This is a genomic window from Cupriavidus pauculus (assembly GCF_022179805.1).
GTDB lineage: Bacteria > Pseudomonadota > Gammaproteobacteria > Burkholderiales > Burkholderiaceae > Cupriavidus > Cupriavidus pauculus_E.
The window spans coordinates 479,230-505,758 of the sequence record NZ_BPUO01000002.1 but is presented as its reverse complement, the minus strand read 5'-3'; the positions used below and the strand labels follow the sequence as shown (position 1 = coordinate 505,758).

At 64.4% G+C, this 26,529-nt stretch carries 24 protein-coding genes; 20 read left to right on the top strand and 4 right to left on the bottom strand.

Annotated features, from left to right (window positions below; translation table 11 throughout):
* Position 1 precedes the first annotated feature (1 nt).
* Both nudB and MFF62_RS05935 read left to right on the top strand, forming a co-directional pair.
* On the top strand, positions 2 to 490 hold the full coding sequence (gene nudB / locus MFF62_RS05940) for a dihydroneopterin triphosphate diphosphatase (RefSeq protein ID WP_238261127.1): 489 nt from the start codon (positions 2 to 4) through the stop codon (positions 488 to 490).
* Complete coding sequence (locus MFF62_RS05935; protein WP_238261125.1) at positions 487 to 1,242, top strand: endonuclease/exonuclease/phosphatase family protein; 756 nt, start codon at positions 487 to 489, stop codon at positions 1,240 to 1,242. The genes nudB and MFF62_RS05935 overlap by 4 nt, the downstream gene beginning before the upstream one ends.
* A gap of 30 nt (positions 1,243 to 1,272) precedes the next feature.
* Here MFF62_RS05935 and mobB read toward each other — a convergent pair whose 3' ends face one another.
* A complete protein-coding gene (gene mobB / locus MFF62_RS05930) occupies positions 1,273 to 1,785 on the bottom strand; it encodes a molybdopterin-guanine dinucleotide biosynthesis protein B (RefSeq protein ID WP_238261123.1) in 513 nt (170 codons plus the stop codon).
* A 93-nt stretch (positions 1,786 to 1,878) separates the two neighbouring features.
* Between mobB and clsB the strand changes: the two genes are divergently transcribed.
* From clsB to MFF62_RS05895, 7 genes are all read left to right on the top strand, one after another.
* Positions 1,879 to 3,198 carry a cardiolipin synthase ClsB gene (gene clsB / locus MFF62_RS05925; RefSeq protein ID WP_404990658.1) on the top strand — a complete coding sequence of 440 codons (1,320 nt, stop codon included), beginning with the start codon at positions 1,879 to 1,881 and terminating at the stop codon, positions 3,196 to 3,198.
* 375 nt (positions 3,199 to 3,573) lie between these two features.
* Positions 3,574 to 4,164, top strand: coding sequence for a TetR/AcrR family transcriptional regulator (locus tag MFF62_RS05920; protein WP_092595388.1), 591 nt, complete (start codon positions 3,574 to 3,576; stop codon positions 4,162 to 4,164).
* Positions 4,165 to 4,254: 90 nt separating this feature from the next.
* Positions 4,255 to 6,042: an acyl-CoA dehydrogenase C-terminal domain-containing protein gene (locus MFF62_RS05915; protein ID WP_238261119.1), complete on the top strand. Its 1,788-nt coding sequence runs from the start codon at positions 4,255 to 4,257 to the stop codon at positions 6,040 to 6,042.
* Between the two features lie 206 nt (positions 6,043 to 6,248).
* On the top strand, positions 6,249 to 8,675 hold the full coding sequence (locus tag MFF62_RS05910; RefSeq protein ID WP_238261117.1) for a 3-hydroxyacyl-CoA dehydrogenase NAD-binding domain-containing protein: 2,427 nt from the start codon (positions 6,249 to 6,251) through the stop codon (positions 8,673 to 8,675).
* A gap of 20 nt (positions 8,676 to 8,695) precedes the next feature.
* Positions 8,696 to 9,895 carry an acetyl-CoA C-acyltransferase gene (locus MFF62_RS05905; protein WP_238261229.1) on the top strand — a complete coding sequence of 400 codons (1,200 nt, stop codon included), beginning with the start codon at positions 8,696 to 8,698 and terminating at the stop codon, positions 9,893 to 9,895.
* A gap of 117 nt (positions 9,896 to 10,012) precedes the next feature.
* Positions 10,013 to 10,969 (top strand): DegV family protein, encoded by a 957-nt coding sequence (locus MFF62_RS05900; RefSeq protein ID WP_238261116.1) that lies wholly within the window; start codon positions 10,013 to 10,015, stop codon positions 10,967 to 10,969.
* A 35-nt stretch (positions 10,970 to 11,004) separates the two neighbouring features.
* Positions 11,005 to 11,781 (top strand): enoyl-CoA hydratase, encoded by a 777-nt coding sequence (locus tag MFF62_RS05895; protein ID WP_238261114.1) that lies wholly within the window; start codon positions 11,005 to 11,007, stop codon positions 11,779 to 11,781.
* 62 nt (positions 11,782 to 11,843) lie between these two features.
* On the opposite strand, the gene MFF62_RS05890 is transcribed toward MFF62_RS05895, so the two are convergent.
* The gene (locus tag MFF62_RS05890; protein WP_238261113.1) at positions 11,844 to 12,248 is read right to left on the bottom strand and encodes an acyl-CoA thioesterase; all 405 of its coding nucleotides are present in this window, start codon (positions 12,246 to 12,248) and stop codon (positions 11,844 to 11,846) included.
* A gap of 113 nt (positions 12,249 to 12,361) precedes the next feature.
* Here MFF62_RS05890 and MFF62_RS05885 point away from each other — a divergent pair, with 113 nt between their 5' ends.
* The 5 genes from MFF62_RS05885 to MFF62_RS05865 all read left to right on the top strand — a co-directional run bounded on the left by MFF62_RS05885 (position 12,362) and on the right by MFF62_RS05865 (position 19,349).
* Entirely contained in the window at positions 12,362 to 14,254 is a 1,893-nt protein-coding gene (locus MFF62_RS05885) for an ABCB family ABC transporter ATP-binding protein/permease (RefSeq protein ID WP_238261111.1), read from the top strand.
* A gap of 172 nt (positions 14,255 to 14,426) precedes the next feature.
* The gene (locus MFF62_RS05880; RefSeq protein ID WP_238261109.1) at positions 14,427 to 15,485 is read left to right on the top strand and encodes an ABC transporter substrate-binding protein; all 1,059 of its coding nucleotides are present in this window, start codon (positions 14,427 to 14,429) and stop codon (positions 15,483 to 15,485) included.
* Positions 15,482 to 16,345, top strand: a complete 864-nt coding sequence (locus tag MFF62_RS05875) for an ABC transporter ATP-binding protein (protein ID WP_238261107.1) — start codon at positions 15,482 to 15,484, stop codon at positions 16,343 to 16,345. Before MFF62_RS05880 ends, MFF62_RS05875 begins: the two co-directional genes overlap by 4 nt.
* A gap of 2 nt (positions 16,346 to 16,347) precedes the next feature.
* Positions 16,348 to 17,121, top strand: coding sequence for an ABC transporter permease (locus MFF62_RS05870; RefSeq protein WP_238261105.1), 774 nt, complete (start codon positions 16,348 to 16,350; stop codon positions 17,119 to 17,121).
* Positions 17,122 to 17,288: 167 nt separating this feature from the next.
* Positions 17,289 to 19,349 (top strand): glycoside hydrolase family 18 protein, encoded by a 2,061-nt coding sequence (locus tag MFF62_RS05865; RefSeq protein ID WP_238261104.1) that lies wholly within the window; start codon positions 17,289 to 17,291, stop codon positions 19,347 to 19,349.
* Positions 19,350 to 19,368: 19 nt separating this feature from the next.
* On the opposite strand, the gene MFF62_RS05860 is transcribed toward MFF62_RS05865, so the two are convergent.
* Together MFF62_RS05860 and MFF62_RS05855 are read right to left on the bottom strand one after the other, a co-directional pair.
* Positions 19,369 to 19,827: an Lrp/AsnC family transcriptional regulator gene (locus MFF62_RS05860; RefSeq protein WP_238261102.1), complete on the bottom strand. Its 459-nt coding sequence runs from the start codon at positions 19,825 to 19,827 to the stop codon at positions 19,369 to 19,371.
* Between the two features lie 60 nt (positions 19,828 to 19,887).
* On the bottom strand, positions 19,888 to 20,451 hold the full coding sequence (locus MFF62_RS05855) for a cysteine dioxygenase family protein (protein ID WP_238261100.1): 564 nt from the start codon (positions 20,449 to 20,451) through the stop codon (positions 19,888 to 19,890).
* A 180-nt stretch (positions 20,452 to 20,631) separates the two neighbouring features.
* On the opposite strand from MFF62_RS05855, the gene MFF62_RS05850 reads away from it, so the two are divergent.
* From MFF62_RS05850 to MFF62_RS05825, 6 genes are all read left to right on the top strand, one after another.
* Entirely contained in the window at positions 20,632 to 21,591 is a 960-nt protein-coding gene (locus MFF62_RS05850; protein ID WP_238261099.1) for a LysR family transcriptional regulator, read from the top strand.
* A 139-nt stretch (positions 21,592 to 21,730) separates the two neighbouring features.
* Positions 21,731 to 23,038, top strand: a complete 1,308-nt coding sequence (locus MFF62_RS05845; RefSeq protein WP_238261098.1) for a Glu/Leu/Phe/Val family dehydrogenase — start codon at positions 21,731 to 21,733, stop codon at positions 23,036 to 23,038.
* 311 nt (positions 23,039 to 23,349) lie between these two features.
* Positions 23,350 to 24,249 carry a glutamate/aspartate ABC transporter substrate-binding protein gene (locus tag MFF62_RS05840; RefSeq protein WP_238261096.1) on the top strand — a complete coding sequence of 300 codons (900 nt, stop codon included), beginning with the start codon at positions 23,350 to 23,352 and terminating at the stop codon, positions 24,247 to 24,249.
* A 65-nt stretch (positions 24,250 to 24,314) separates the two neighbouring features.
* Positions 24,315 to 25,043: an amino acid ABC transporter permease gene (locus MFF62_RS05835; protein ID WP_238261094.1), complete on the top strand. Its 729-nt coding sequence runs from the start codon at positions 24,315 to 24,317 to the stop codon at positions 25,041 to 25,043.
* A 10-nt stretch (positions 25,044 to 25,053) separates the two neighbouring features.
* Entirely contained in the window at positions 25,054 to 25,737 is a 684-nt protein-coding gene (gene gltK, locus MFF62_RS05830) for a glutamate/aspartate ABC transporter permease GltK (RefSeq protein WP_238261093.1), read from the top strand.
* On the top strand, positions 25,734 to 26,468 hold the full coding sequence (locus tag MFF62_RS05825) for an amino acid ABC transporter ATP-binding protein (protein WP_238261091.1): 735 nt from the start codon (positions 25,734 to 25,736) through the stop codon (positions 26,466 to 26,468). The genes gltK and MFF62_RS05825 overlap by 4 nt, the downstream gene beginning before the upstream one ends.
* Positions 26,469 to 26,529: the final 61 nt, after the last annotated feature.

The following is a 26,529-nucleotide window of genomic DNA, read 5'->3' as shown; positions in this document are numbered from 1 at the left end:
CATGCGCTACAAGATTCCCGAATCGGTGCTGGTCGTTATCCATACGCCAGACCTGCAAGTCCTGTTGATCGAGCGAGCCGACCGGCCAGGCTTCTGGCAGTCGGTCACCGGCAGCCTTGATGCCGAAGACGAGCCACTGGCCGCCACCGCGGCGCGCGAGGTGCACGAGGAAACCGGCATCGTCGCCGGCGAGCACCAGCTATCCGACTGGCAACACACGATCGAATACGAGATCTACCCGCAATGGCGGCACCGGTATGCGCCGGGCGTCACTCGCAATACCGAGCACTGGTTCGGGCTGTGCGTGCCGGCGCCACTGCCGGTGACACTGGCGCCACGCGAGCACCTGCGGTTCGAGTGGCTGCCGTGGCAGGCCGCCGCCGAGCGTTGCTTTTCGAGCAGCAATGCCGAGGCGGTGCGGCAACTGGTGTGGCGGTGCGCTGCGCCCGGGACCGTGGCGACGGACGCGCTGAGCGGAGCGACGCGATGAAACTTCGCGTCGTGACGTACAACATCCACAAGGGCGTGAAGGGGTTCAGCGGCAAGCCGCGCATCCACAGTGTGCGCACGGGCCTGCAGTCGATGAACGCCGATATCGTGTTCCTGCAGGAAGTGCAGGATCGCAACGATCGCCTGATCGCCGCCGAGTTATTCGATCCCGACCACACCCAGCTCAACTACCTGGCCACCGACGCCTATCCGCATTCGGTCTACGGCCGCAATGCCGTGTACGAGCACGGCCATCATGGCAACGCGATCCTGTCGCGCCATCCCATCCTGATGTCGGAGAACCTTGATATCTCCGACCATCGCTTCGAACAGCGCGGGCTGCTGCACGCGGTGGCCGACATCAATGGCGTGGAAGCCCATCTGATCTGCGTGCATTTCGGACTGTTCGCGCGCAGCCGGGTACGCCAGGCCAGTGCGCTGGTGGAGCGGGTGCGCGCGGTGGTGCCGGCCCATGCGCCGCTGGTCATCGCGGGCGACTTCAACGACTGGAACCACAAGCTCGACAGCAAGATCTGCAACACGCTCAATGCCGTGGAATCGGCCCATGCCAAGAACGGCCGCATTCATACGTTTCCGAGCCACATGCCGTGGTGGCAGCTTGATCGCATCTACGTGCGCGGCTTCGAATTCGAGCGCACGCAGGCGCTGACCGGCCGCGAATGGGCGGAGCGCTCGGACCACGTGCCGCTGATGGCCGAACTGGCGCATCGCGTGGCCATTCCGGAAGCGTAAGGGGGAAGGGGCCGGCGCCGGCCCCGAGGATCAGTGCGACGCCAGGTAGTCGCGGATCCAGCCGTAGATGGCGTCGATATCCGCCAGATCCATGACGGGCAGCGCCGTCTGTCCGACCACCTCGTCCAGGGTATCGGTGGCCACGGCCACCACGCCGGGCACCTCGGCCCACAGCGGCGCCTTGCCGTTGGCGGGACGGTAGATCTCCAGCTTGGGAAAGTCGCTCCACTTGTAGCCCTCGACCATCACCAGATCGGTGTCGGGGGGCAGTACGGCCAGCGCTTCGCCGATTTCCGGCGACGGCTTGTCTTCGGGATAGTGGCGCATCAGCGTCAGGTGACGCGCGCCCACCAGCACCACGTTTTCGCAACCGCCCTGGCGCATGCGCCACGAATCCTTGCCAGGTGTGTCGGGATCGAAACCATGGTGCGTATGCTTGATGCCCGCGACGCGCAGCCCGTCGGCGACGAAGCGGGGAATCAACTGGTCCAGCAGCGTTGTCTTGCCGCTACCCGATGATCCGGCGATTCCGAATACCTTCACAATGCTTTCCCTGTTGGGCGTCACAATGTCCTGACGATAGCAGAGTTCGCCCGGGCCATGTGCAGCCGCCGCCCGTTGGCTGATAATCGAGCCATGTCACGGATCTACGATCGCTCCGAAACCGAATCGCCCGCCATGCCCGACGCCCCGACGCCGGCCGCTCATGAACGGCGGCCCGCCGGCCCCAGGGCCAGGATGATGCATTGGGTACGCCGCCGAGGGAGTCCGGTGCCCGGCAACAAGGTGGACCTGCTGCGCAACGGGCAGGAGTTCTTTCCGGCGCTGATCGCGGCCATCGATGCGGCGCAGATCCACGTGGTGGTGGAGACGTATATCTATGCCGACGACGCCGTGGGCGCGCGCGTCACCGATGCGCTGATCGATGCGGCGCGGCGCGGTGTCGATGTCCGTCTGGTGGTCGACGGGTTTGGCGCCGGCGACATGCCGGTGGCGCTGCAGGACCGCCTGCGCGCGGGCGGTGTCAACCTGGAGATCTACCGGCCGATGCGGGGCTTCAAGCTGGCGCGGCGCCATCTGCGCCGGCTGCATCGCAAGCTGGCCGTGATCGACGGCAAGGTCGCCTTCGTGGGCGGCATCAATATCATCGACGACCATAACCACGGCCCGGTCGACCTGCCCGAGATGGGGCCGCGCTACGACTTCGCGGTGCGCGTGCGCGGTCCGCTGGTGGCGCAGATCGCGCTGGCGTCGGCACGGCTGTGGTTTCGCATTGCACAACGGCGCGGACTGCGCGAGACCGCGAACGCCTTCGCCGAGGTGGAAACCCTGGCGCGCGGTGCACGGGCAGCGCGCGGCGACGTGCAGCCCGGCGGGGTGCCGGCGGCCTTGCTGTTGCGCGACAACCTGCGCAACCGTCGCACCATCGAACGCGAATACCTGTATGCGCTGGGCTCGGCGCGCCACGATGTGATCCTGGCCAATGCCTACTTCCTGCCCGGCCACAAGATGCGCCGCGCGCTGCTGGCTTGCCGTGAGCGCGGCGTACGGGTGCGGCTGCTGCTGCAGGGCATGGTCGAATACCGGTTGCAGCACTTCGCCACCCACGCGCTCTATGCGCGCCTGCTGGAAGCGGGCGTCGAGATCTACGAGTACGAGGAAAGCTTCCTGCATGCCAAGGTGGCCGTGGTGGACGACACCTGGGCCACGGTGGGGTCGAGCAACATGGACCCGTTCAGCCTGCTGCTGGCACGCGAGGCCAATGTCGCGGTCTACGACGCCACCTTCGCCGACACGCTGCGCGATCGGCTGGAGCGCGCCATGGCGCAGCGCAGTGCCCGCGTGATACCCGAGGCGCATGCGCGACTGCCGCGTTTGCGCCGATTTGCCAATTGGGCGGCCTACTACGTGTTGCGCTTCGGCGTCGTCGTGGCCGGCGTGACGGGGCGTTACTGAGCCGCCGCGGGTAACATGCTGCCTTGCCGCAGGGCGGTCACGCCGCACCGCGCGCACCCGGCCATTTCAGGCGGACGCGAGCCAGTTGCTGCACTGCGCCGCAAATCGCGTCGGAGTCGACCCGACGCGCGCCGCCTGTTTAGAAACACGGGTCTAATTAAATACTTGATGCCAGTCGGCCTCGCCAGAATAATCTGAACGACCGTTCTTTTTTGGCTTAGACTTCGTGCAATTACGATGGCAATTTCGCTGTCGCAGTGCCTGCCGAACGCAGTGTCAGGCCAGAAACAGCACCCGAGGGGTGCTGCAGAGAACGGAGAGAAAACCATGCGACACCAGTCAGTCCGTCTTGAATCCGCCGCCGCGCCCGCACCCTTGCGAAAGGGTGAGATGACGCGCGTGGCGATTCTCGATGCCGCACTGGAACTGTCGTCCCGCGACGGGCTGGAAGGGCTGACCATCGGCCTGCTCGCGGAACGCATGCAGATGAGCAAGAGCGGTGTGTTCGCGCATTTTGGTTCGCGCGAGGACCTGCAGGTGGAAGTGGTGCGCGAGTATCACCGCCGGTTCGAGCAGGAGGTGTTCTACCCCTCGCTGCAAGAGCCGCGCGGTCTGCCTCGCCTGTGGTCGATGGTGCGGCGCTGGATGGAAAAGCGCATCCAGGAAGTGACCACGGGTTGCATCTACATCAGCGGGGCGGTCGAGTACGACGACCGCGCGGAAAGCCCGGTACGTGACGAGCTGGTCAAGAGCGTCACGATCTGGCGGGCCGCGCTGTTGCGTGCCATCGATCAGGCCAAGGAAGAGGGGCACCTGCGCGCGGATTGCGATCCGCGCCTGATGCTGTTCGAAATGTACAGCCTTGAACTAGGCTTGCATCACGACGCCCGCTTTCTGCGCCTGCCGGACAGTGCCGAGCTTGCCATGGTCGCGCTCAACAAACTGATTCAGTCTTACCGAACCTGAGCCGCCCCCGGGCAACGGTCGCACGCGTCCCCTCCAGGGCGTGCGGCACGCGCGTGTGGCGGCACTAAGCAAACCTCCAAGGAGTCTTTGATGGGCCAGTACACCGCACCGTTGCGCGACATGCAGTTCGTTCTCCATGAACTGCTCGGCGCCGAAGCCGAACTCAAGGCGATGCCGCAACACGCGGACATCGACGCGGACACCATCAACCAGGTGATCGAGGAAGCCGGCAAGTTCTGCGCGGACGTGGTGTTCCCGCTGAACCAGCCGGGCGACCGCGAAGGCTGTACCTACGTTGGCGACGGCGTGGTGCGCGCGCCGCAAGGCTTCAAGGAAGCCTACCAGCAGTACGTGGAAGCCGGCTGGCCCGCACTGGCGTGCGATTCGGAATTCGGCGGCCAGGGCCTGCCGATCATCATCAACAACGCGCTGTACGAGATGCTGAACTCGGCCGGCCAGGCGTGGACGATGTACCCGGGCCTGTCGCACGGCGCGTACGAAGCGCTGCACGCCCATGGCACGCCGGAACTGAAGCAGGCCTACCTGCCCAAGCTGGTGTCGGGCGTGTGGACCGGCACGATGTGCCTGACCGAACCGCAATGCGGCACCGACCTGGGCATCCTGCGCACCAAGGCCGAACCGCAGGCAGACGGCTCGTATTCGATCACCGGCACCAAGATCTTCATTTCCGCCGGCGAACACGACCTGGCCGAGAACATCATCCACCTGGTGCTGGCCCGCCTGCCGGACGCGCCGGGCGGCACCAAGGGCATCTCGCTGTTCGTGGTGCCGAAGTTCATTCCCGATGCCAACGGCAACCCGGGCGAGCGCAACGGCATCAAGTGTGGCTCGATCGAACACAAGATGGGCATCCACGGTAACGCCACCTGCGTGATGAACCTCGACGGCGCGCGCGGCTGGCTGGTGGGCGAGGCCAACAAGGGCCTGAACGCCATGTTCGTGATGATGAACGCCGCCCGCCTGGGCGTGGGCGCGCAAGGCCTGGGCCTGACCGAAGTGGCGTACCAGAATTCGCTGGCCTACGCGAAGGACCGCCTGCAAATGCGCGCGCTGACCGGCCCGAAGGCACCGGACAAGGCCGCCGACCCGATCATCGTGCACCCGGACGTGCGCCGCATGCTGCTGACGCAGAAGGCCTACGTCGAAGGCGGCCGCGCGTTCAGCTACTGGACTGCGCTGCAGATCGACCGCGAGCTGTCGCACCCCGACGAGAGCGTGCGCAAGGAAGCCGCCGACCTGGTGGCGCTGCTGACCCCGGTGATCAAGGCGTTCCTGACCGACAACGCATTCACGTCGACCAACGAAGGCATGCAGATCTTTGGCGGCCACGGCTACATCTCCGAATGGGGCATGGAGCAATACGTGCGCGACGCCCGCATCAACATGATCTACGAAGGCACCAACACGATCCAGTCGCTGGACCTGCTGGGCCGCAAGATCCTGGGCGACATGGGCGCCAAGCTGAAGGCCTTCGGCAAGATCGTGCAGCAGTTCGTTGAGCAAGAGGGCACCAACGAAGCGATGCAGGAATTCGTGAACCCGCTGGCCGACATCGGCGACAAGGTGCAGAAGCTCACGATGGAAATCGGCATGAAGGCCATGGGCAACCCCGACGAAGTGGGCGCGGCCGCCGTGCCGTACCTGCGCGTGGTGGGTCACCTGGTGTTCTCGTACTTCTGGGCCCGCATGGCCAAGATCGCACTGGAAAAGCAAGGCAGCGGCGACAAGTTCTACGTCTCCAAGCTGGCCACGGCGCGCTTCTACTTTGCCAAGCTGCTGCCGGAAACCGCCGCGGAAATCCGCAAGGCCCGCGCCGGCTCGGCCACGCTGATGGCGCTGGACGCCGACCTGTTCTGATGGGTTTGTTCTCCTGACGGTTTGCGCCCCTCTCCCGCACGCGGGAGAGGGGCGGGGGTGAGGGCAAGGCGGTTCAAGTTGCGGCCATCGCATCTTGAGAGCCAGGCCCTCACCCCCAACCCCTCTCCCATTGCATGGGAGAGGGGAGCACACCGACAGGGCTTCACATCTTCTTCTTCAAAACGCTCACTCTCCAAGGAGCGCGTATGTCCAATTTCATCGTCAAGAAAGTCGCCGTGCTGGGTGCTGGCGTGATGGGCGCGCAGATTGCCGCCCACCTGGTCAATGCCCGTGTGCCCGTGGTGCTGTTCGACCTGCCGGCCAAGGAAGGCCCGAAGAACGGCATCGCCCTGCGTGCGATCGAGAACCTCAAGAAGCTGTCGCCGGCGCCGCTCGGTATCAAGGACGAAGCGGGCCTGATCCGCGCAGCCAACTACGAGGACGATATCGCGCTGCTCAAGGAATGCGATGTGGTGATCGAGGCGATCGCCGAGCGCATGGACTGGAAGCACGACCTCTACAAGAAGGTGGCGCCGCACCTGGCGCCGCACGCGATCTTCGCGACCAATACCTCGGGCCTGTCGATCACGTCGCTGTCCGACGGCTTCGACGCCGACCTGAAGGCGCGCTTCTGCGGCGTGCACTTCTTCAATCCGCCGCGCTACATGCACCTGGTGGAGCTGATCCCCACCGCCACGACCAAGCCCGAGATCCTGGACCGCCTGGAAGCGTTCCTGACCACGTCGCTCGGCAAGGGCGTGGTGCGCGCCAAGGATACGCCGAACTTCATCGCCAACCGCGTGGGTATCTTCTCGATCCTGGCCGTATTTGCCGAAGCCGAGAAGTACGGCATTCCGTTCGATATCGTCGATGACCTGACCGGCACCAAGCTGGGCCGCGCCAAGTCGGCCACATTCCGCACCGCCGACGTGGTGGGCCTGGACACGATGGCGCACGTGATCAAGACGATGCAGGACGGCCTGGGCGGCGACCCGTTCGCGGCCGTCTACAAGACGCCGGCCGTGCTGACGGGCCTGGTCGATGCGGGCGCACTAGGCCAGAAGACCGGCGCGGGCTTCTACAAGAAGGAAGGCAAGGCCATCAAGGTGCTGGACGCCAAGACGGGCCAGTACGTGGATTCGGGCAAGAAGGCCGACGAGATCGTCGTGCGCATGCTCAAGAAGGAGCCGGCCGAGCGCATCAAGCTGCTGCGTGAGTCGACCAATCCGCAGGCGCAGTTCCTGTGGGCCGTGTTCCGCGACGTATTCCACTACATCGCTGTGTACCTGGAGCAGATCGCCGGTTCGGCGGCCGACATCGACCTGGCCATTCGCTGGGGCTTCGGCTGGAACTCGGGTCCGTTCGAAGACTGGCAGGCTGCCGGCTGGACCCAGGTGGCACAGTGGGTCAAGGAAGACATCGACGCCGGTAACGCACTGGCCAACGTGCCGCTGCCCGCCTGGGTGAGCCAGGGTGCCGTGGCCGACAACGGCGGCGTGCATGGCGCGCAGGGTTCGTGGTCGCCGTCGACGAGCAGCTTCGTCAAGCGTGCCGCGCTGCCGGTGTACGAGCGCCAGGTGTTCCGTGCCGCGATCAAGGGCACCGACGCGGCCGATCCGCGCAAGTTCGGCAAGACCATCGAGGAAAACGACGGTGCGCGCATCTGGACCAGCGAAGGCGCCGACGATGTGCTGATCATCTCGTTCAAGAGCAAGATGAACACCATGGGCCCGGACGTGCTGGACACCATCGCGCGCGCGGTGGACCTGGCCGAAGCCAGCTACAAGGGCCTGGTGGTGTGGCAGCCGACGTCGCTGCAACTGGGCGCGCCTGGCGGCCCGTTCTCGGCGGGCGCCAACCTGGAAGCCGCGATGCCGGCATTCATGATGGGCGGTGCCAAGGGCATCGAGCCGTTCGTGAAGAAGTTCCAGGACACGATGATGCGCGTGAAGTACGCCGCGGTGCCGGTGGTGCCGGCCGTGTCGGGCATCGCGCTCGGCGGCGGCTGCGAGCTGATGCTGCAATCGGCCAAGCGTGTGGTGGCGCTGGAAAGCTACGTGGGCCTGGTGGAAGTGGGCGTGGGCCTGGTGCCGGCTGGTGGCGGCCTCAAGGAAGCCGCGATTGCCGCAGCCAAGGCTGCGCAGGCAGCGGGCAGCACCAACTACCTGAACTTCCTGACCAACCGCTTCCAGGCGGCGGCGATGGCCAAGGTGTCGACGTCGGCGCTGGACGCGCAGAAGATCGGCTACGTCCAGCCGACCGATACCCTCGTCTACAACGTGCACGAACTGCTGTACGTGGCACAGAGCGAAGTGCGTGCGATGGCCAACGCCGGCTACCGCGCACCGCTGCCGGGCCAGCTGATTCCGGTGGCGGGCCGTTCGGGCATCGCCACGATCCAGGCGTCGCTGGTGAACATGCGCGACGGCAACTTCATCTCGGCGCACGACTTCCAGATTGCTTCGCGCATCGCAGAAGTGGTGTGCGGCGGCGACGTCGAGGCCGGTTCGCTGGTCAGCGAGGAATGGCTGCTGGCACTGGAACGCAAGGCGTTTGTTGACCTGCTGGGCACGGGCAAGACGCAGGAGCGCATCATGGGCATGCTGCAAACGGGCAAGCCGGTGCGTAACTAATCCGCCAACGAGGAACCGACATCATGAAACAACTGCAAGACGCATACATCGTTGCGGCCACCCGTTCGCCGATTGGCAAGGCTCCGAAGGGCGCGTTCAAGAACACCCGTCCCGATGACCTGCTGGCCACGATCCTGAAGGCCGCCGTGGCCCAGGTGCCGAACCTGGACCCGGCGCTGATCGAAGACGCCATTGTTGGCTGCGCGATTCCCGAAGCCCAGCAAGGCCTGAACGTGGCGCGTATCGGCGCGCTGCTGGCCGGCCTGCCGAATACCGTGGGCGGTATCACGGTGAACCGCTTCTGCGCATCGGGCCTGTCGGCCGTGGCCATGGCCGCCGACCGCATCCGCGTGGGCGAATCCGATGTGATGATCGCCGCCGGCGTCGAATCGATGAGCATGGTGCCGATGATGGGCAACTCGCCGTCGATGTCGCCGTCGATCTTCGAACGCGACGAGAACGTCGGCATTGCCTACGGCATGGGCCTGACCGCCGAGAAGGTGGCCACGCAGTGGCAGGTGAGCCGCGACGACCAGGACGCGTTTTCGCTGGCGTCGCACCAGAAGGCCATCGCCGCGCAGCAGGCCGGCGAATTCGCTGCCGAGATTACCCCGATTGAGGTAGTCGAGAAGTTTCCGGACCTGGCCACTGGCCAGGTTGCCGTGAAGACGCGTACCATCTCGCTGGACGAAGGTCCGCGTCCCGATACGTCGGTGGAAGGTCTGGGCAAACTGCGCCCGGTGTTCGCCAACAAGGGCAGCGTGACGGCCGGCAACAGCTCGCAGACGTCGGATGGCGCTGGTGCGCTGATCCTGGTCTCGGAAAAGATCCTCAAGCAGTTCAACCTGGTGCCGCTGGCCCGCTTCGTATCGTTCGCGGTGCGCGGCGTGCCGCCGGAGATCATGGGGATTGGCCCTAAGGCCGCGATTCCGGCCGCGCTGAAGGCCGGTGGCCTGACGCAGGATCAGATCGAGTGGATCGAGCTGAACGAGGCATTTGCCGCGCAGTCGCTGGCGGTGATGCGTGACCTGGAACTCGATCCGGCCCGTGTGAACCGCATGGGCGGCGCGATTGCGCTGGGCCATCCGCTGGGCGCGACGGGCGCGATCCGTTCGGCCACCGTGGTGCACGCGCTGCGTCGCCACAACCTGAAGTACGGCATGGTGACCATGTGCGTGGGTACGGGCATGGGCGCTGCTGGAATCTTCGAGCGCGTCTAAACGCGCCGGCGGGACAGCCGTGACGGGCGGCTGTCCCCACCCTTCGATCAGATGAAGAAATGTATGGACACGAAGATGCCAACACGTTGACGCACTGACACGGAGGAGAACAAAAATATGCAGGAGACCGCCATTCTGGCCGACGCGGCATGCGACATGCCGCGCTCGATGATGGACGCACTGGGCGTCCGCACCATTCCATTCCGCATCCGCGCCGGCGACCGGTTCGTGGTCGACACGCGCGACGAGGCTGGGCTGCCTGACCTCTACCAGCAATACCTGGTGGGCAAGCAGGATCACTACGCCGAATCGATCCCACTGCTGGAACGCGAACTCGAAGACCATCTGCTGAAGAATGTGGTGGCCGGTTGCGACCGCGCCATCCTGCTGACCATCGCCAGCAGCCGCAGCAAGTTCTATTCGAACGCCACCGGCGCCGTGGTGGGCACCGTTGCCCGCAGCTTCAAGCTGCGCAAGGACGCGGGGCGCAGCGGGCTGTTCGACCTGACCGTGATCGACACCGGCGCGATTGGCCCTGGACAGGCGCTGATCGTGCGCGAAGCCGCCCGCATGCTGGCCGATGGTGCCAAGGCCTCCGAAGTGGTGGACGCGGTGGAGAACCGCCTGCGCGAAGCCGCCCATATGTTCCTGATTCCCGAGGAACTGCTGTACATGTACACGCGGGCCAAGCTGAAGGGCGAGAACAGCATCACGTGGGGCCGCTACATGCTGGGCAGCGCGTTCAACATCCGCCCCGTGATCCACATGCATCAGGGCGAGACCGAGGCGATTGCCAAGGCGCGTGGCTCCGATGACGGCGTGCGCCGCCTGCTGGGCCACGTGGAAGCATGCATCCGTGCCAAGTGCCTGCTGACGCCTGCCGTGGCCGCTGCCTACGCCGGTGATCTTGACGAGGTGCAGTCGTGGCCGGCATGGAAGTCGCTGGCCGAGACCGCCGACAGGCATGGCGTGGAGCTGATGCTCGCGCCGATGAGCCTGACCGTCGCGCTCAATGTGGGTGCGGGCGCGTTCGGGCTCAGTTATCTTTCAGACATGCCGCCACCGTTTGTGTGAGCGGCGCTTAGCACTACGACCGAGACGAGGAAGACATGAGCATTGCCACCCGCATCGACCAGGGCGTCCTGACCATTGGTTTCGATCGCATCGACAAGAAGAACGCCATTACCGCCGCCATGTACCAGACCATGGCCGATGCGTTGACCGCCGCCGAGACCGATACCGCCGTGCGCGTGATCGTGATCGAAGGCAAGCCCGAAATCTTCACGGCCGGCAACGACCTGGAGGATTTCATGAAGCGTCCGCCGACGCATGGCGCAGACGGCGCGCAGCCGCCCGTGTTCCAGTTCCTGCACGCGATCAGCCATGCCACCAAGCCCGTTGTGGCATCGGTCAGCGGCGCGGCCGTGGGCATCGGCACCACGCTGCTGCTGCATTGCGACCTGGTCTATGCGTCGGAGACGGCCAAGCTGTCGCTGCCTTTCGCGCAACTGGGCCTGTGCCCGGAAGCCGCATCGAGCATGCTGCTGCCGCGTCTGGTGGGCTACCAGCGTGCCGCCGAGAAGCTGTTGCTGGGCGAAGCATTCAGCGCGCAGGAGGCGTTTGCGATGGGTCTGGTGACCAAAGTGCTGCCGGTGGCGGAGCTGGCCGACCACGTGCGCCAGCAGGCAGCCAAGCTGGCCGCGCTGCCCGCATCGTCGCTGCGTGAAACCAAGCGGCTGATGAAGGGTGACGACACCGGGGCCGTGGCAAAGAAGATGGCCGAGGAGGGCGAAGTGTTCCGCCGCATGCTGGTGGCGCCGGAAGCCAAGGAAGCATTCACGGCGTTCTTCGAGAAGCGCAAGCCGGATTTCTCGAAGTTCAACTGAAGCTTTAAATCCCCTATCGGTTTGCTCCCCTCTCCCGCATCGCGGGAGAGGGGAACAAATACTCAAGCCGTCGGCAACACCCTCGGTTGCCGGCTTTCATCCGTGGCCACATAAGTCAGCGTGGCTTCCGTCACCTTGACGATTTCGTGGCTGTGGCGCATGCGCTGCGCGTAGACCTCGACCGATACCGTGATCGAGGTGCGGCCCGTCTTGACGATGTCGGCGTAGAAGCTGACCAGATCGCCAACAAACACCGGGTGCTTGAACAGGAACGAATTCACCGCCACCGTGGCCACCCGGCCCTGGGCGCGCTCGACCGCGGGGATCGAGCCCGCGATGTCGACCTGGGCCATGATCCAGCCGCCAAACACGTCGCCGTGCACGTTGGCGTCGGCGGGCATCGGCACCACGCGCAGGGCGGGGTTCTTGCCGGCGGGCAATTCGGAAGCGGGGGCGGAAGTGGACATGTCGGCGATCGATGAGAGCGGGAAATACGGGGAGTTCATGAGGCTATAAGGCAGTGGCCTGCCGGACATGGCGATCTCTGCGACAATCGCGGCATTGGCACGAATTCTAACGTATGCGCCGCTATTCCACGACCGCCGAGCCCGCCCCCACCGAGCCGGCCAACTCCCTGTTCAAAGGCGCTGGTGCGCCGCGTAGTGACTGGCAGACCGTTCGCAACCTGCTGCCTTATGTCTGGCACTACAAGTGGCGCGTACTGCTGGCGCTGACCTGCCTGGTGGCGGCCAAGGTGGCCAACCTGGGCGTGCCGGTGCTGATGAAGAAGCTCGTCGACAGCATGGACCTCAAGGCCGGCGACGCCACGGCGCTGCTGGTGGTGCCGGTGGGCCTGATCGTCGCCTATGGCCTGCTGCGGCTATCGGGGTCGCTGTTCACGGAGTTGCGCGAGATCCTCTTTTCCAAGGTGACGCAAAGCGCCGTGCGGGAGATCGCGCTGCAGGTGTTCCGCCACTTGCATGCACTGTCGCTGCGGTTTCACCTGGAGCGGCAGACCGGTGGCATGAGCCGCGACATCGAGCGCGGCACGCGCGGCATCCAGTCGCTGATCTCGTACTCGCTGTACAGCATCCTCCCTACGCTGGTGGAGATGGCGCTGGTCATCGGCTTCTTCTTCCTGCATTACGACATCTTGTTCGCGGCCATCACGCTGTGCGCGCTGGTGGGCTATATCGTGTTCACGATAGTCGTGACCGAATGGCGTACGCACTTCCGGCGCAAGATGAACGAGCTGGATTCGCGGGCCAACCAGAAGGCGATCGATTCGCTGCTGAACTTCGAGACCGTGAAGTACTTCGGTAACGAGGAATACGAAGCACGCCGCTACGACGAGAACCTGCGCACCTATCGCACCGCCGCCATCAAGTCGCAGAACTCGCTGTCGTTTCTGAACTTCGGCCAGCAGGCCATCATCGCAACGGGCCTGATCCTGATCCTGTGGCGCGCCACGGTGGGCGTGGCGGCGGGCAAGCTGACGCTGGGCGACCTGGTGCTGGTGAACACGCTGATGATCCAGCTCTATATCCCGCTCAACTTCCTGGGCGTGATCTACCGCGAGATCAAGCAGTCCACCACCGACATGGACCGCATGTTCGTGCTGCTGGGTACCAACCAGGAAGTGGCCGATGCCCCCGACGCGCCGCCGCTGCGCGTGAACGGTGCCGAGGTGCGCTTCCGGCATGTCGGCTTCGGGTACGAATCGAACCGCGTGATCCTGAACGATGTGGATTTCACGATCGCGGCCGGCACCACCACGGCAGTGGTGGGCCATAGCGGCTCGGGCAAGTCCACGCTGGCGCGGCTGCTGTTCCGTTTCTACGATGTGTCGCAAGGCGGCATCGAGGTGGATGGTCAGGACATCCGCGCCGTGCGCCAGTCCACGCTGCGCGCATCGATCGGCATCGTGCCGCAGGATACGGTGCTGTTCAACGACAGCATCTACTACAACATTGCCTACGGCAGGCCCGAGGCCACGCACGACGAGGTCATCGCCGCCGCGCGGGCCGCGCAGATCGACCATTTCATCCGCGAGCTGCCGCAGGGCTACGACACGCCGGTGGGCGAGCGGGGGCTCAAGCTGTCGGGCGGCGAGAAGCAGCGCGTGGCCATCGCCCGCACGCTGCTCAAGAATCCGCCGATCCTGGTGTTCGACGAAGCCACGTCGGCGCTGGACTCGCGCACCGAGCAGGCCATCCAGGCCGAGCTGATGCGCCTGGCGCAGAACCGCACCACGCTGCTGATCGCGCACCGGCTTTCGACGGTGGTACACGCCGACCAGATCCTGGTGATGGACCATGGCCGCATCGTCGAGCGCGGCACCCATGCCGACCTGATGCGCGCCAATGGCCGCTACGCCGAGATGTGGCAGATCCAGGCGCGCAACGCCGCGCAGGGCACCCCCGATGCCGACGCGCGTGATATCGAAGTAGGCGACGCCACGCAAGACGCCTGACGATTGTCGACAATCACTGTCGGCAACGTCAGCCGACAGCAGGCCGCGCACAATCATGGTTCGTCAATGCACCGCGCGCACGCGCGACGCTGGTGCATGACAGCCCCATGAAAAGCTGGCACGTCCCTTGCGAAAAGTCCTCTCCAGAGAGATCAACTACTGGAGAAGGTTCATGCCGCAATCCCCCCTGCGCCGTCATCTGCTGAAGCTGTGCACTGCATTGGGCACCACGATGGTGCTGTCGACACTCTGCGCAGGCACCGTGCAGGCGCAGACTGCCACGAAGATCCGCTTCCAGCTCGACTGGCGCTTCGAGGGTCCGTCCGCGCTGTTCCTGCTCGGCGAGCAGAAGGGCTACTACAAGGCCGAGAAGCTCGACGTGTCGATCGACGCCGGCAACGGATCGGGCAACGTCGTCAACCGCGTGGCATCGGGCACCTATGACATGGGCTTTGCCGACCTGGCGTCGGTGATGGAGTTCTACGGCAACAACCCCGACGCCAAGAACAAGCCCGTGGCCGTGATGATGGTCTACAACAACACGCCGGCCGCCGTGCTGGCGCTGAAGAAGTCGGGCATCAAGTCGCCCAAGGACCTGGCCGGCAAGAAGCTGGGTGCCCCGGTATTCGACGCGGGCCGCCGTGCGTTCCCGATCTTCGCCAAGGCCAACGGGCTGCAGGCAGCGGCGTTCAACTGGCAGGCCATGGACCCGACGCTGCGCGAGACCATGCTCACGCGCGGTGACCTGGATGCGATCACCGGCTTCTCGTTCACGTCGATCCTGAACCTCAATGCGCGCGGCGTGAAGGACGAGGACATCGTCGTGCTGCCGTATCCGCAGTTCGGCGTGAAGCTGTACGGCAACGCGATCATCGCCTCGGAGCAATTCCTGAAGAGCAATCCCGACGCGGTGAAGGCGTTCCTGCGCGCGTTCTCGAAGTCGGCGAAGGATGTGATTGCGCATCCGGAAGAAGGCATCAAGGCCGTGAAGGCGCGCGACGGCATCATCGACGAGAAGCTCGAAGTGCGCCGCCTGAAGATCGCGCTGGACAGCGTGGTGAAATCGCCGGACGCCAAGGCCGAAGGATTCGGCCGCGTCAGCAAGCCGCGCCTGTCGCTGATGGCATCGCAAGTGGCCGACGCGTTTGGCACCAAGGGCCGAATCAACCCCGACGCGCTCTGGACGGACGCGTACCTGCCGTCGGCCGCCGACCTGGACGTGCTGCGATGATGGCCCGCGAAGCACTGATGCCCGCCTCGGGCGGCGCGTCGACGGTGGCCGAGCCGCGGCCATTCGTCGATTTCAATCGCGTCTGGCTGGCCTACGACGATGACCTGGCGCGCCGCGGCGAATTCGCCGTGGAGGATATTTCGCTGCAGGCGGCCGAGGGCGAGTTCATCGCCATCGTGGGGCCGTCGGGATGTGGCAAGTCCACGTTCATGAAACTGGCCACGGGCCTGCGTCCGGCCACGCGCGGCGTGGTCAGCATCAACGGGGCCAAGGTCACCGGTCCGCTGAAGCAGGTGGGCATGGCGTTCCAGGCCCCGACGCTGCTGCCGTGGCGCACCACGCTCGACAACGTGATGCTGCCGCTGGAGATCGTCGAGCCGTACCGGTCGACCATGCGCAAGAAGCGCAGCGAGTACGTGGAACGCGCGCGTGCGCTGCTGAACACCGTTGGCCTGTCGGGCTACGAGGACAAGTATCCGTGGCAACTGTCCGGCGGCATGCAGCAGCGTGCGTCGATCTGCCGCGCGCTGATCCACGAGCCGCGCATGCTGCTGCTGGACGAACCGTTTGGCGCGCTCGACGCGTTCACGCGCGAAGAGCTCTGGTGCGTGCTGCGCGATCTCTGGCAGGCCCAGCGCTTCAACGTGATCCTGGTCACGCACGACCTGCGCGAGGCGGTGTTCCTGGCTGACACCGTCTACGTGATGAGCGCCCGGCCGGGCCGCATCCTGCTGCGCAGCGAGATCGACCTGCCGCGCCCGCGCCCGCTGGATGTCACCTACACCGAACCGTTCGCCGAGCGCGTGCACGCGCTGCGCGAGATGATCGGCCACAAGAAAAGCCACAACGGGCAGCACTGACCATGACGACGATGTCCTCTCTCCAGGCCAGGCGCGTGCAGCGCTTTGCCCCCTGGGTTCTTCTTGGCGCGTGCCTGCTGCTGTGGCAGGGCGCATGCCTGGTGTTCAACGTGTCGGACTTCATCCTGCCGAGCCCGTCGTCGATCGTGGCGTCGATGGCCGAGTACAGCGGAGTGATTGCCGGCCACGCGTGGCGCACGTTCTGGACCACCATGGTCGGCTTCGGCCTGGCCATCGTGGTCGGCGTGGTGCTGGGCATGCTGATGGGATCGTCGCGGCTGGCCTATGCGGCTACCTATCCGCTGATGACGGCGTTCAACGCGCTGCCCAAGGCCGCGTTCGTGCCCATCCTGGTGGTGTGGTTCGGGCTGGGCGCTGGCCCGGCCATCCTGACCGCGTTCCTGATCTCGTTCTTCCCGATCATGGTCAACATCGCCACCGGGCTGGCCACGCTGGAACCGGAACTGGAGGATGTACTACGCGTGCTGGGCGCCAAACGCCGCGACGTGCTGCTCAAGGTGGGATTGCCGCGCGCGATGCCGTTCTTCTTCGCTTCGTTGAAGGTGGCAATCACGCTGGCTTTCGTGGGCACCACGGTGTCGGAGATGAACGCCGCCAACGAAGGCATCGGCTACTTGCTGGTGTCGGCCGGCTCGGCGATGAAGATGCCGCTGGCGTTTGCCGGGCTGGTCGTGATCGCAATGATGGCCATGGGCATGTACGAGCTGTTCGCCGTGCTGGAAAAGCGCATGACCAGCTGGGCGCATCGCGGATGATCCGGGATCATTGGTCGCAGTAGTCTCGGAAAGTTCGCAATCTGCCTGAGCCTGCGCGAGGCAGGGCATTTTTTGGCGGCTTGGCTATTTCTTGCGGCATCGCCGGAAATCTAGTGTGCGGAAGCCGGACCAACCGGTCCGGCTTCCATCCACTCCGGGTTTCCAATATGCAAACGAACCTCCTAGCCAAGCCGCGCACGGCCGTGTCGTCCGCGGCAGTGATACTGCTGTTGTCGGCCGGCAATGCCCTGGCCGATCTTCCCAACTCACCGGAGGATTGCGCGTCGATCGCCCCCTGGGCGGCGAGTGACAAAGTCTATCCGGCCGGAAGCTGCGTGGGCTACGGCAAATATGTCTGGACCACCGAGGAAGACGCGCCTGCGGTCAACGCGCCGCGCAACCACTGCTCCAGCCCGTGGTATCAGATCGGCGACTATGTGGCGCCCGACGCGTTGCCCGAACTGGTCGTCGGTGCGACGCGCGACAGCAAGCCGGCGCCAACCGTCTACGTCGTCAAGCCAAAGGCGACCTGGCAGGTCTCCACCTTGCATTTCGCGGAGCTGCCCCGCAACGTCCCGCAGAGCAAGTTCAAGCATGTCACGCGCGCCGGTGTGGAAGGCGAGTACACGCGGATCAAGGTACTTGCAACAACCAGTAGCAGCCGTGGTCAGTTGGTCCAGACGGTATGGCTGCGCGCGCAACGCAATACCAGCGGCACCGGCTTCGAAGGCGTGCGCGTGCCCGTCGATGCGACCGGCGGCGAAGCGGGAGCCGGCGCGCTGGTCGTCTGGTACGACCCGCAGGACAATCCCCAACTGAAGGCCGGCAGCCGGTATCGCACACCGTCGCACATGCGCTTGAACATGCAGGTGATCGGCGCGGACTTGCCGGGCATGCCGGTACTGGATACCTTCCCGCTTGGCGTCGATATCGTGCATCGACTGCCCGGGTCGCCGTTCGGCTCGCCCGACGTGGACGTGACCGAGGCCGCGCGCACGCAGCACGCCGCACCGTCGACGCGCCAGTTCGGCGCCACCTATGAGCGCGACAGCATCTACCAGCGCAATTTCAAGGTGGCCGATATTGCTGGCGCCATTGGCACGGGTAACCGGCTTACCTACCTGAACTATGGTTACGCCAGTCTGGGCAAGGGGCCGGATGGCCTGCTGCGATGCAGCTATGACGATGACGCTGCCGGCCGCAACAATGCCTTCACGGACTACAGCCGGACCTTTGCGGCACCGGACGCCGTGGACCGTCGTGCGGACGATCGCTATACGCGGGTGCGCGGCAATTTCTACCAGCTCCAGAAGGTCAAGTGGACCCGAAAGACCACGATGCTGATGTCGGTGGGCGGACCCGGCCGACACGGGGACCTGGCCGAGGCTGCGCGAACCGAGGAAGGCCGCCGCGCGCTGGCGCAAAGCTGTGTCGACCTGTACATCAAGGGCAACCTGCCAGCAGGTCAGTCGCGCACCGGTGGCAGCGGGGCGGGCAAGGACGTCTTCCAGGGCATCAACATCGAATGGCTCGCGCCGCGCGCAGGGGCCAGCATCGACTGGAACGACTACCTGGCACTGACACGCGCGTTCCGCGATGCGCTGGGCGAGACTGACACCAAGCGCATGCTTACGGCCACGATCAATGCCGCCGAAGGCATGCCCGTTGCGAAGCTGGGCCAGTCGATCGCCGCCGAGCTGAATTGGGTCAACGTCCAGGCTTACGACTTCACTGGCGCATCTGACAGCAAGACCGGCCATGCGTCCGCGCGGACGTTGCCTGCCACGTCGCCGTGGGCCGAACAGGACGGCATGTCGCATCGCAGCCTGACTGGCCTGATCGCGCGCATGCGTGACAGTGGCGTGCCGGCTGCCAAGCAGGTCTACGGCATGCCGATGCATGGCCACGGCTGGACCGGCGTGCAGGCCGGCAATGCCAATGGCCTGGCGATGGCTGGCGCGCCGGTGCCCGAGGCGCAGGGCGGCAGCGTGCGCAGCTATCGCGACATCGTTCGCATGGTCGGCTACCGTGACGTGACCGACCGCGAGGCCGGTGCGGCGTATCGCTTCAACGGCTCGACGTTCTGGTCCATCGACACGCCCGAAACCGTGCGTGCCAAGGTGGAACTGATCGACGCGGCCGGCAACCTGGGCGGTGTGTTCGCCAGCGACATCAGCGGCGATTCGGCCGACAAGTCGCTGCTGAAGGTCATGACGCCCCGGAAGTAAGCGGGTAAGGCGTCAAGCGCTACGCATAGTCCAGCGGTAGCGCCGTCGTGTACTTGATCTGCTCCATGGCAAAGCTGGAACTGACGTCCGAGAGTTCTGCCCCCTGGATCAGCTTCTTGTACACGGCGTCATAGGCGGCGATATCGGGTACCACCACGCGCAACAGGTAGTCGGTATCGCCCGCCATGCGGTAGAACTCGGTGACTTCGGGAATCGACGCCACGAGGTCGTGGAACGTCTTCAGCCATTTCACGTTGTGCTGGCCGGTGCGGACCGATACGAACACGGTCACGCCGACGTTGAGCTTGGCCGGGTCCAGCAGCGCCACGCGCTTGCGGATGATGCCGGACTCTTCCAGCTTCTGTACGCGGCGCCAGCAGGGCGTGGAGGTCAGGCCGACGCGTTCGCCGATGTCGGCGACGGGGACGGAGGCATCCTCCTGCAGGATGCCGAGGATCTGGCGGTCATAGCGGTCCATGGGATTCACGAGTGAAGGGTGGGGCGGTGCCAGTCACCGGCCACCCCCGCAGGGCCGGATTCAGCTGACGATGGTATCCACCAGCAGGTTCACGCCGGTGGCAATGCGGTCCTGGTCCACGCCGTAGATATGCAGCGACACGGCAACCGAGTTGCTGTCGTTGCCAAGCGCGTGGATATGCTGCAGGCCGGCCGGCACGCTGAAGGTGTCGCCGGTTTCGCGGGTCACGGCCCCGACCTGCACGGCCGTGCGGTTGTCGGGGTTCCAGCGGTAGTGCCGTTCGGCCAGCGTGCCGCGCAGCACGCGGTACGCGCACCAGGTGCGATGGCCATGGACCGGGCTGTGCTGGCCGGGGCGCCATACCAGCACCATTACGGAAAAGCGCTCGTACGGATCGGCATGCACCAGATGGCGTGTGTAGTTGTCGGGGCTGCCGTCCAGGGCGCCCGGCGGCAGGCTGGCCAGCAGGGTGTCGGTGTCCGGCAGGCTGGCGGCCACATGGGCGGCCACCATGCGGGCGCTTTGCGCCAGCGTGGCTTCCATGCCGGAGGCCAGCAGCGAGAGCGGCGAGGACAGGTCTGACGACGGAGACAGCGGGGAAGGGATAACGGATGCGGCTTGCATGGCTGGCTCGTTGTTCTTGGTGTGCAATGGCATTCATCTTAAAAGCGCCTCCGTAGCACCAGCATGCAATCTGTCGTCCGACTTCGGCGAATATTGTAATCCTGTTCTATAAAGCTCACTTCAAGGAGAATATTTTTGCTGAGCGCGCCGTTTTGGCATGGCCGGGAGATAATTCGCGCCATGGAAATCAAATGGCTTGAAGACTTTGTCAGCCTGGCCGAGACGCACAGCTTTTCGCGTTCGGCGGAGCTGCGGCATGTCACGCAACCGGCGTTCTCGCGCCGGATCCAGTCGCTGGAGGCATGGGTGGGCACCGAACTGATCGACCGGTCGAGCTATCCCACCAGCCTGACCGAGGCCGGCAAGGTGTTCTACGAACAGGCGCTGGCCATGCTGGCGCAGGTCAGCGAAACGCGTGCGCTGATGCGCGGCCAACGCTCGGCCAATGCCCAGGTGCTGGAATTCGCGGTGCCCCATACGCTGTCGCTGACGTTCTTTCCGGAATGGCTCAAGGGCGTGGAGGGAAAGCTGGGCACGCTGCCATGCCGACTGCGGGCGCTGAACGTCCACGACGCTGTGCTGATGCTTGTGGAAGGCGGCTGCGACCTGGTCATGGTCTATCACCATCCGCGCCAGGCGATCCAGCTCGATCCGGCGCACTACGACATGCTGGTGCTGGGCACCGAACGGCTGTCGCCGTACAGTGTGCCCGACGCCGCGGGCAGGCCGCTGTTCCGCTTGCCCGGCACGGACAAGAAGCCGGTGCCGTTTCTCAGTTACACGCCCAATGCGTTCCTGGGCCGCATGGTGGACATGCTGCTGGCCGAGTCTGCCGATACGCTCAAGCTCGACAAATGCTACGAGACGGACATGGCAGAAGCGCTGAAGGTGATGGCGCTGGCTGGCCACGGCATGGCGTTCCTGCCAGAGAGCACGGTGCGCGAGGACGTGGCCGCCGGCCGGCTGGTGCGGGCCGAGGCCGTGCGCGGCCTGCCGCAGTCGATCGACATGGAAATCCGGCTCTATCGCGAGCGGCCATCGGACAATGGCGGCGAACGCCGCGCCGGACCGGTCCGGCGCAAGCGCCAACTGGTGGACAAGGTCTGGGCGGCGCTGCAGACAACGGCGGGCGGCGCCTGACGCTGCAAGACGCCGCAAGGGTTGCGGGGAACGTTATGCAAGTCTTGCATAACGATGTGGAGGCGGATGAACAAACGGCATTGGATCGGCGGCTGGTGGCGCCGATATGCTGCGTGTCACCTTCACTCGGAAACCAACGATGTCTTCCGCAGCACCGACGCAAAACGTCTCCAACGCTCATGTCCTGCCCTCGTACCTGAACGCCGACAACCTCGGCCCGTGGGGCATCTACCTGCAGCAAGTCGACCGTGTCACGCCCTACCTGGGCTCGCTGGCACGATGGGTGGAAACCTTGAAGCGCCCGAAGCGCGCGCTGATCGTCGACGTACCCATCGAAATGGACAACGGCACCATTGCCCACTACGAGGGCTATCGCGTGCAGCACAACCTGTCGCGCGGCCCGGGCAAGGGCGGCATCCGCTTCCACCAGGACGTGACGCTGTCCGAGGTGATGGCGCTGTCGGCCTGGATGTCGGTCAAGAACGCGGCGGTGAACGTGCCTTACGGCGGTGCCAAGGGCGGCATCCGCGTGGACCCGCGCACGCTGTCGCACGGTGAGCTGGAACGCCTGACGCGCCGCTACACCAGCGAAATCAACATCATCATCGGACCGAGCAAGGACATTCCGGCGCCGGACGTGAACACCAACGCCCAGGTCATGGCCTGGATGATGGACACCTACTCGATGAACTCGGGCAGCACGGCCACCGGCGTGGTGACTGGCAAGCCGATCTCGCTGGGCGGTTCGTTGGGCCGCCACGAGGCCACCGGTCGTGGCGTGTTCGTGGTGGGCACGGAAGCCGCCCGCAACCTGGGCCTGGAGGTCAAGGGTGCGCGCGTGGCGGTGCAGGGCTTCGGCAACGTGGGCGCCGTGGCGGCCAAGCTGTTCCATGAGGCGGGTGCCAAGGTGGTGGCGGTGCAGGACCACCGCACCACGCTGTTCAACCCGGCCGGGCTCGATGTGCCGGCGATGATGGAATACGCGTCGCACAGCGGCACGATCGACGGCTTCCAGGCTGAGGTGCTGAAGGGCGACCAGTTCTGGGAAGTCGACTGCGACATCCTGATTCCGGCCGCGCTGGAAGGCCAGATCAACGCCGACAACGCACCTAAGATCCAGGCCAAGCTGGTGATCGAAGGCGCCAACGGCCCGACCACGCCGCAGGCCGACGACATCCTGCGCGAGCGCAATATCCTGGTTTGCCCCGACGTGATAGCCAACGCCGGCGGCGTGACGGTGTCCTATTTCGAATGGGTGCAGGACTTCTCGAGCTTCTTCTGGACCGAAGAGGAGATCAACGAACGCCTGGTACGAATCATGCAAGAGGCCTTCCGGGCAATCTGGCAGGTTGCCCAGGACAACAAGGTCACGCTGCGTACTGCCGCGTTCATCGTCGCCTGTACGCGAATCCTGCAGGCGCGCGAAATGCGCGGTCTGTACCCATGATGCAGGCGGGTCATGGAACGGGAGGGCTGCGCTATTGCGATGCAGCAAATACTCCCGTTTTAATGATTCACTGAAAAGCGGTGACCGGAATTTTCCGGTCGCCGCTTTTTTTGTTTATGCGGCTTGCGCAAACGTGCATGCACGCCTTCCCAGTTGTGTCTCATTTTGGCGCATTGCGGCGAAACCATGCCCGAATTGGCACCACTTAGGGGAAAAACCCGTTGTCTTGGGTGACGAGCTAAGCAATACTGTTTTGTTGGTGAGACTGTCTGTTACAGTCGCGCCTTTCTCTTCATGGTCAAGGAGATGTTATGAATGTTGCCAAGTTGGCTGGCCTGATGATTGCGGCAGGCATGCTGTGCGCAAGCGCGCAGGCAGCCGAGCCGCTGACGGGTACGCTGCAGAAGATCAAGGAAACGGGTGTCATCACGCTGGGTGTGCGGGATTCTTCGATACCGTTCAACTACAACCTGGGCGGTGTACGCCAGGTGGGCTATTCCTACGATATCAATATGAAGATCGTGGAAGCCATCAAGGACCAACTGAAGCTGCCGAACCTGCAGGTCAAGGAAATCCCGATCACGTCGCAAAACCGTATCACGCTGCTGCAGAACGGCACGATCGATATCGAGTGCGGCTCCACCACGAACAACCTGGAACGCCAGAAGCAGGCCTCGTTCACCACCAGCATCTTCATCATCGGCACGCGCATCATGGTGAAGAAGGACGGCGGTATCAAGGACTGGGCCGACCTGAAGGGCAAGAACGTGGTGACCACGGCCGGTACGACGTCTGAGCGCCTGCTGCGCAAGATGAACGACGACCAGAAGCTGGGCATGAACATCATCAGCACCAAGGACCATGGCCAGTCGTTCCTGACGCTGGAATCGGGCCGTGCCGTGGCGTTCATGATGGACGACGCACTGCTCTACGGCGAGCGCGCCAAGGCCAAGAACCCGAACGACTGGATCGTGGTGGGCAAGCCCCAGTCGCGCGAGTCGTACGGCTGCATGATCCGCAAGGATGACGCACCGTTCAAGAAGCTGTCGGACACCGTGATCACCGGCCTGATGAAGGACGGTTCGGTCAACCAGATGTACGCGAAGTGGTTCCAGCAACCGGTTCCGCCCAAGGGCCTGAACCTGGACTTCCCGCTTTCCGAAGACATGAAGGCGCTCTTCAAGACCCCGAACGACAAGGCACTCGACTGATCTGTACGATTGGAGCAGTGCGAAACGGAAGGAGCAGTCCTTCCGTTTCTTTTTGAGGACGCACTATGGATTACATTTTTCACTGGGGAGTGTTCCTCGAACAGGCCGCCTCCAACGAAACGTACCTGGACTGGATGATTTCCGGTCTCAAGGTGACGATCGCGCTGGGCCTGTCGTCGTGGGTCATCGCCCTCATCATCGGCTCCGTGCTGGGTGTGTTGCGCACCGTGCCGAACAAGTGGCTGTCGGGTTTCGCGGCCACCTACGTCGAGATTTTCCGGAACATTCCGCTGCTGGTGCAGCTGTTCATCTGGTACTTCGTTGGTCCCGAGCTGCTGCCGGGCGGCGAGGCCATCAAGCAGATGAACCCGTTCACCCAGCAGTTCCTGGCAGCCATGATCTGCCTGGGCACCTTCACGGCCGCCCGGGTTTGCGAACAGGTTCGCTCGGGTATCAATTCGCTGCCGCGTGGCCAGCGCAACGCCGGCCTGGCGATGGGCTTCACGCTGGCGCAGACGTACCGCCATGTGCTGCTGCCGATGGCGTTCCGCGTCATCGTGCCGCCGATCACGTCTGAATTCCTGAACATCTTCAAGAACTCGGCCGTGGCATCGACGATCGGTCTGCTGGAACTGGCCGCCCAGGGCCGCCAGCTGGTGGACTACACCGCGCGCCCGTACGAGTCGTTCATCGCGGTCACGGTGCTGTACGCGCTGATCAACTTCACGGTGATGTTCCTGATGCGCTGGGTGGAACGCCGTACCCGCGTGCCGGGCTTCATTGGCGGCAAGTAAGGAGCTGGACATGGCATACGAATTTGATTTCAGCTCGATCAACGCGTCGACCATCCACGTGCTCGGCGAGGGCATGATGGTGTCGCTGAAGATCACCGTGACTGCGGTGATCGTCGGCATCGTCTGGGGCACGATCCTGGCGATGATGCGCCTGTCGTCGAGCAAGCCGCTGAACTGGTTTGCACAGGGGTATGTGACGCTGTTCCGGTCCATCCCGCTGGTGATGGTGCTGTTGTGGTTCTTCCTGATCATCCCGCAGCTGCTGCAGAAGGTGTTCAACCTGAACGCGGCGTCTGACCTGCGCATGACGTCCGCGCTGATCGCGTTCTCGCTGTTCGAGGCCGCGTACTACTCGGAAATCATCCGCGCCGGTATCCAGAGCGTGTCGCGCGGGCAGATGTACGCCGCACAGGCGCTGGGCATGACCTACGGCCAGACCATGCGTCTGGTGGTGCTGCCGCAAGCGTTCCGCAACATGGTGCCGCTGCTGCTGACCCAGGGCATCATCCTGTTCCAGGATACGTCGCTGGTCTACGTGAGCGCGCTGGCGGACTTCTTCGGCCAGGCCTACGGCATTGGCGAGCGTGACGGCCGCATCGTGGAGATGCTGCTGTTTGCCGGCCTTGTGTACTTCATCATTTGTTTCTCCGCTTCGCTGCTGGTCAAGCGTTATCAGAAAAAGGTGGCCGTATGATCGAAATTAATAACGTTTCCAAGTGGTACGGCTCCTTCCAGGTGCTGACCGACTGCACGACCCAGGTTGCCAAGGGCGAAGTGGTGGTGGTGTGCGGCCCGTCGGGCTCGGGCAAGTCGACGCTGATCAAGACCGTGAATGCGCTGGAACCGTTCCAGAAGGGCGACATCCTGGTCGACGGCACGTCGGTGGGCAATCCGAAGACCAACCTGCCCAAGCTGCGCTCGCGCGTGGGCATGGTGTTCCAGAACTTCGAACTGTTCCCGCACCTGTCGATCACCGAGAACCTGACCATCGCGCAGATGAAGGTGCTGGGCCGCTCGAAGGAAGAAGCCACGGCCAAGGGCCTGAAGTACCTGGAGCGCGTGGGCCTGAAGAGCCAGGCGGCCAAGTTCCCGGGTCAGCTGTCCGGCGGCCAGCAGCAGCGTGTGGCGATCGCCCGCGCGCTGGCGATGGATCCGATCTGCATGCTGTTCGACGAGCCGACGTCGGCGCTTGACCCCGAAATGGTCAACGAAGTGCTGGACGTGATGGTGCAACTGGCCAACGAAGGCATGACCATGATGTGCGTGACCCACGAAATGGGCTTCGCCCGCAAGGTGGCCAACCGCGTCATCTTCATGGACGCCGGCAAGATCGTCGAGGACTGCGCGAAGGAAGAATTCTTCGGCAACATCGACGCCCGCTCGGACCGCGCCAAGCAGTTCCTGTCGAAGATCCTGCAGCACTAAGCGTCAAGCGCTAGTGTCTTGCTCCCCTCTCCCGCTACGCGGGAGAGGGGCTGGGGGTGAG

Bases quoted from the DNA above. Each gene is read 5' to 3' on its own strand.
- nudB (WP_238261127.1), top strand. From the start codon at position 2: ATGCGCTACAAGATTCCCGAATCGGTGCTGGTCGTTATCCATACGCCA.
- MFF62_RS05935 (WP_238261125.1), top strand. From the start codon at position 487: ATGAAACTTCGCGTCGTGACGTACAACATCCACAAGGGCGTGAAGGGG.
- clsB (WP_404990658.1), top strand. From the start codon at position 1,879: ATGTCACGGATCTACGATCGCTCCGAAACCGAATCGCCCGCCATGCCC.
- MFF62_RS05915 (WP_238261119.1), top strand. From the start codon at position 4,255: ATGGGCCAGTACACCGCACCGTTGCGCGACATGCAGTTCGTTCTCCAT.
- MFF62_RS05910 (WP_238261117.1), top strand. From the start codon at position 6,249: ATGTCCAATTTCATCGTCAAGAAAGTCGCCGTGCTGGGTGCTGGCGTG.
- MFF62_RS05900 (WP_238261116.1), top strand. From the start codon at position 10,013: ATGCAGGAGACCGCCATTCTGGCCGACGCGGCATGCGACATGCCGCGC.
- MFF62_RS05895 (WP_238261114.1), top strand. From the start codon at position 11,005: ATGAGCATTGCCACCCGCATCGACCAGGGCGTCCTGACCATTGGTTTC.
- MFF62_RS05890 (WP_238261113.1), bottom strand. From the start codon at position 12,248: ATGTCCACTTCCGCCCCCGCTTCCGAATTGCCCGCCGGCAAGAACCCC.
- MFF62_RS05885 (WP_238261111.1), top strand. From the start codon at position 12,362: ATGCGCCGCTATTCCACGACCGCCGAGCCCGCCCCCACCGAGCCGGCC.
- MFF62_RS05880 (WP_238261109.1), top strand. From the start codon at position 14,427: ATGCCGCAATCCCCCCTGCGCCGTCATCTGCTGAAGCTGTGCACTGCA.
- MFF62_RS05875 (WP_238261107.1), top strand. From the start codon at position 15,482: ATGATGGCCCGCGAAGCACTGATGCCCGCCTCGGGCGGCGCGTCGACG.
- MFF62_RS05870 (WP_238261105.1), top strand. From the start codon at position 16,348: ATGACGACGATGTCCTCTCTCCAGGCCAGGCGCGTGCAGCGCTTTGCC.
- MFF62_RS05865 (WP_238261104.1), top strand. From the start codon at position 17,289: ATGCAAACGAACCTCCTAGCCAAGCCGCGCACGGCCGTGTCGTCCGCG.
- MFF62_RS05860 (WP_238261102.1), bottom strand. From the start codon at position 19,827: ATGGACCGCTATGACCGCCAGATCCTCGGCATCCTGCAGGAGGATGCC.
- MFF62_RS05855 (WP_238261100.1), bottom strand. From the start codon at position 20,451: ATGCAAGCCGCATCCGTTATCCCTTCCCCGCTGTCTCCGTCGTCAGAC.
- MFF62_RS05850 (WP_238261099.1), top strand. From the start codon at position 20,632: ATGGAAATCAAATGGCTTGAAGACTTTGTCAGCCTGGCCGAGACGCAC.
- MFF62_RS05845 (WP_238261098.1), top strand. From the start codon at position 21,731: ATGTCTTCCGCAGCACCGACGCAAAACGTCTCCAACGCTCATGTCCTG.
- MFF62_RS05840 (WP_238261096.1), top strand. From the start codon at position 23,350: ATGAATGTTGCCAAGTTGGCTGGCCTGATGATTGCGGCAGGCATGCTG.
- MFF62_RS05835 (WP_238261094.1), top strand. From the start codon at position 24,315: ATGGATTACATTTTTCACTGGGGAGTGTTCCTCGAACAGGCCGCCTCC.
- gltK (WP_238261093.1), top strand. From the start codon at position 25,054: ATGGCATACGAATTTGATTTCAGCTCGATCAACGCGTCGACCATCCAC.
- MFF62_RS05825 (WP_238261091.1), top strand. From the start codon at position 25,734: ATGATCGAAATTAATAACGTTTCCAAGTGGTACGGCTCCTTCCAGGTG.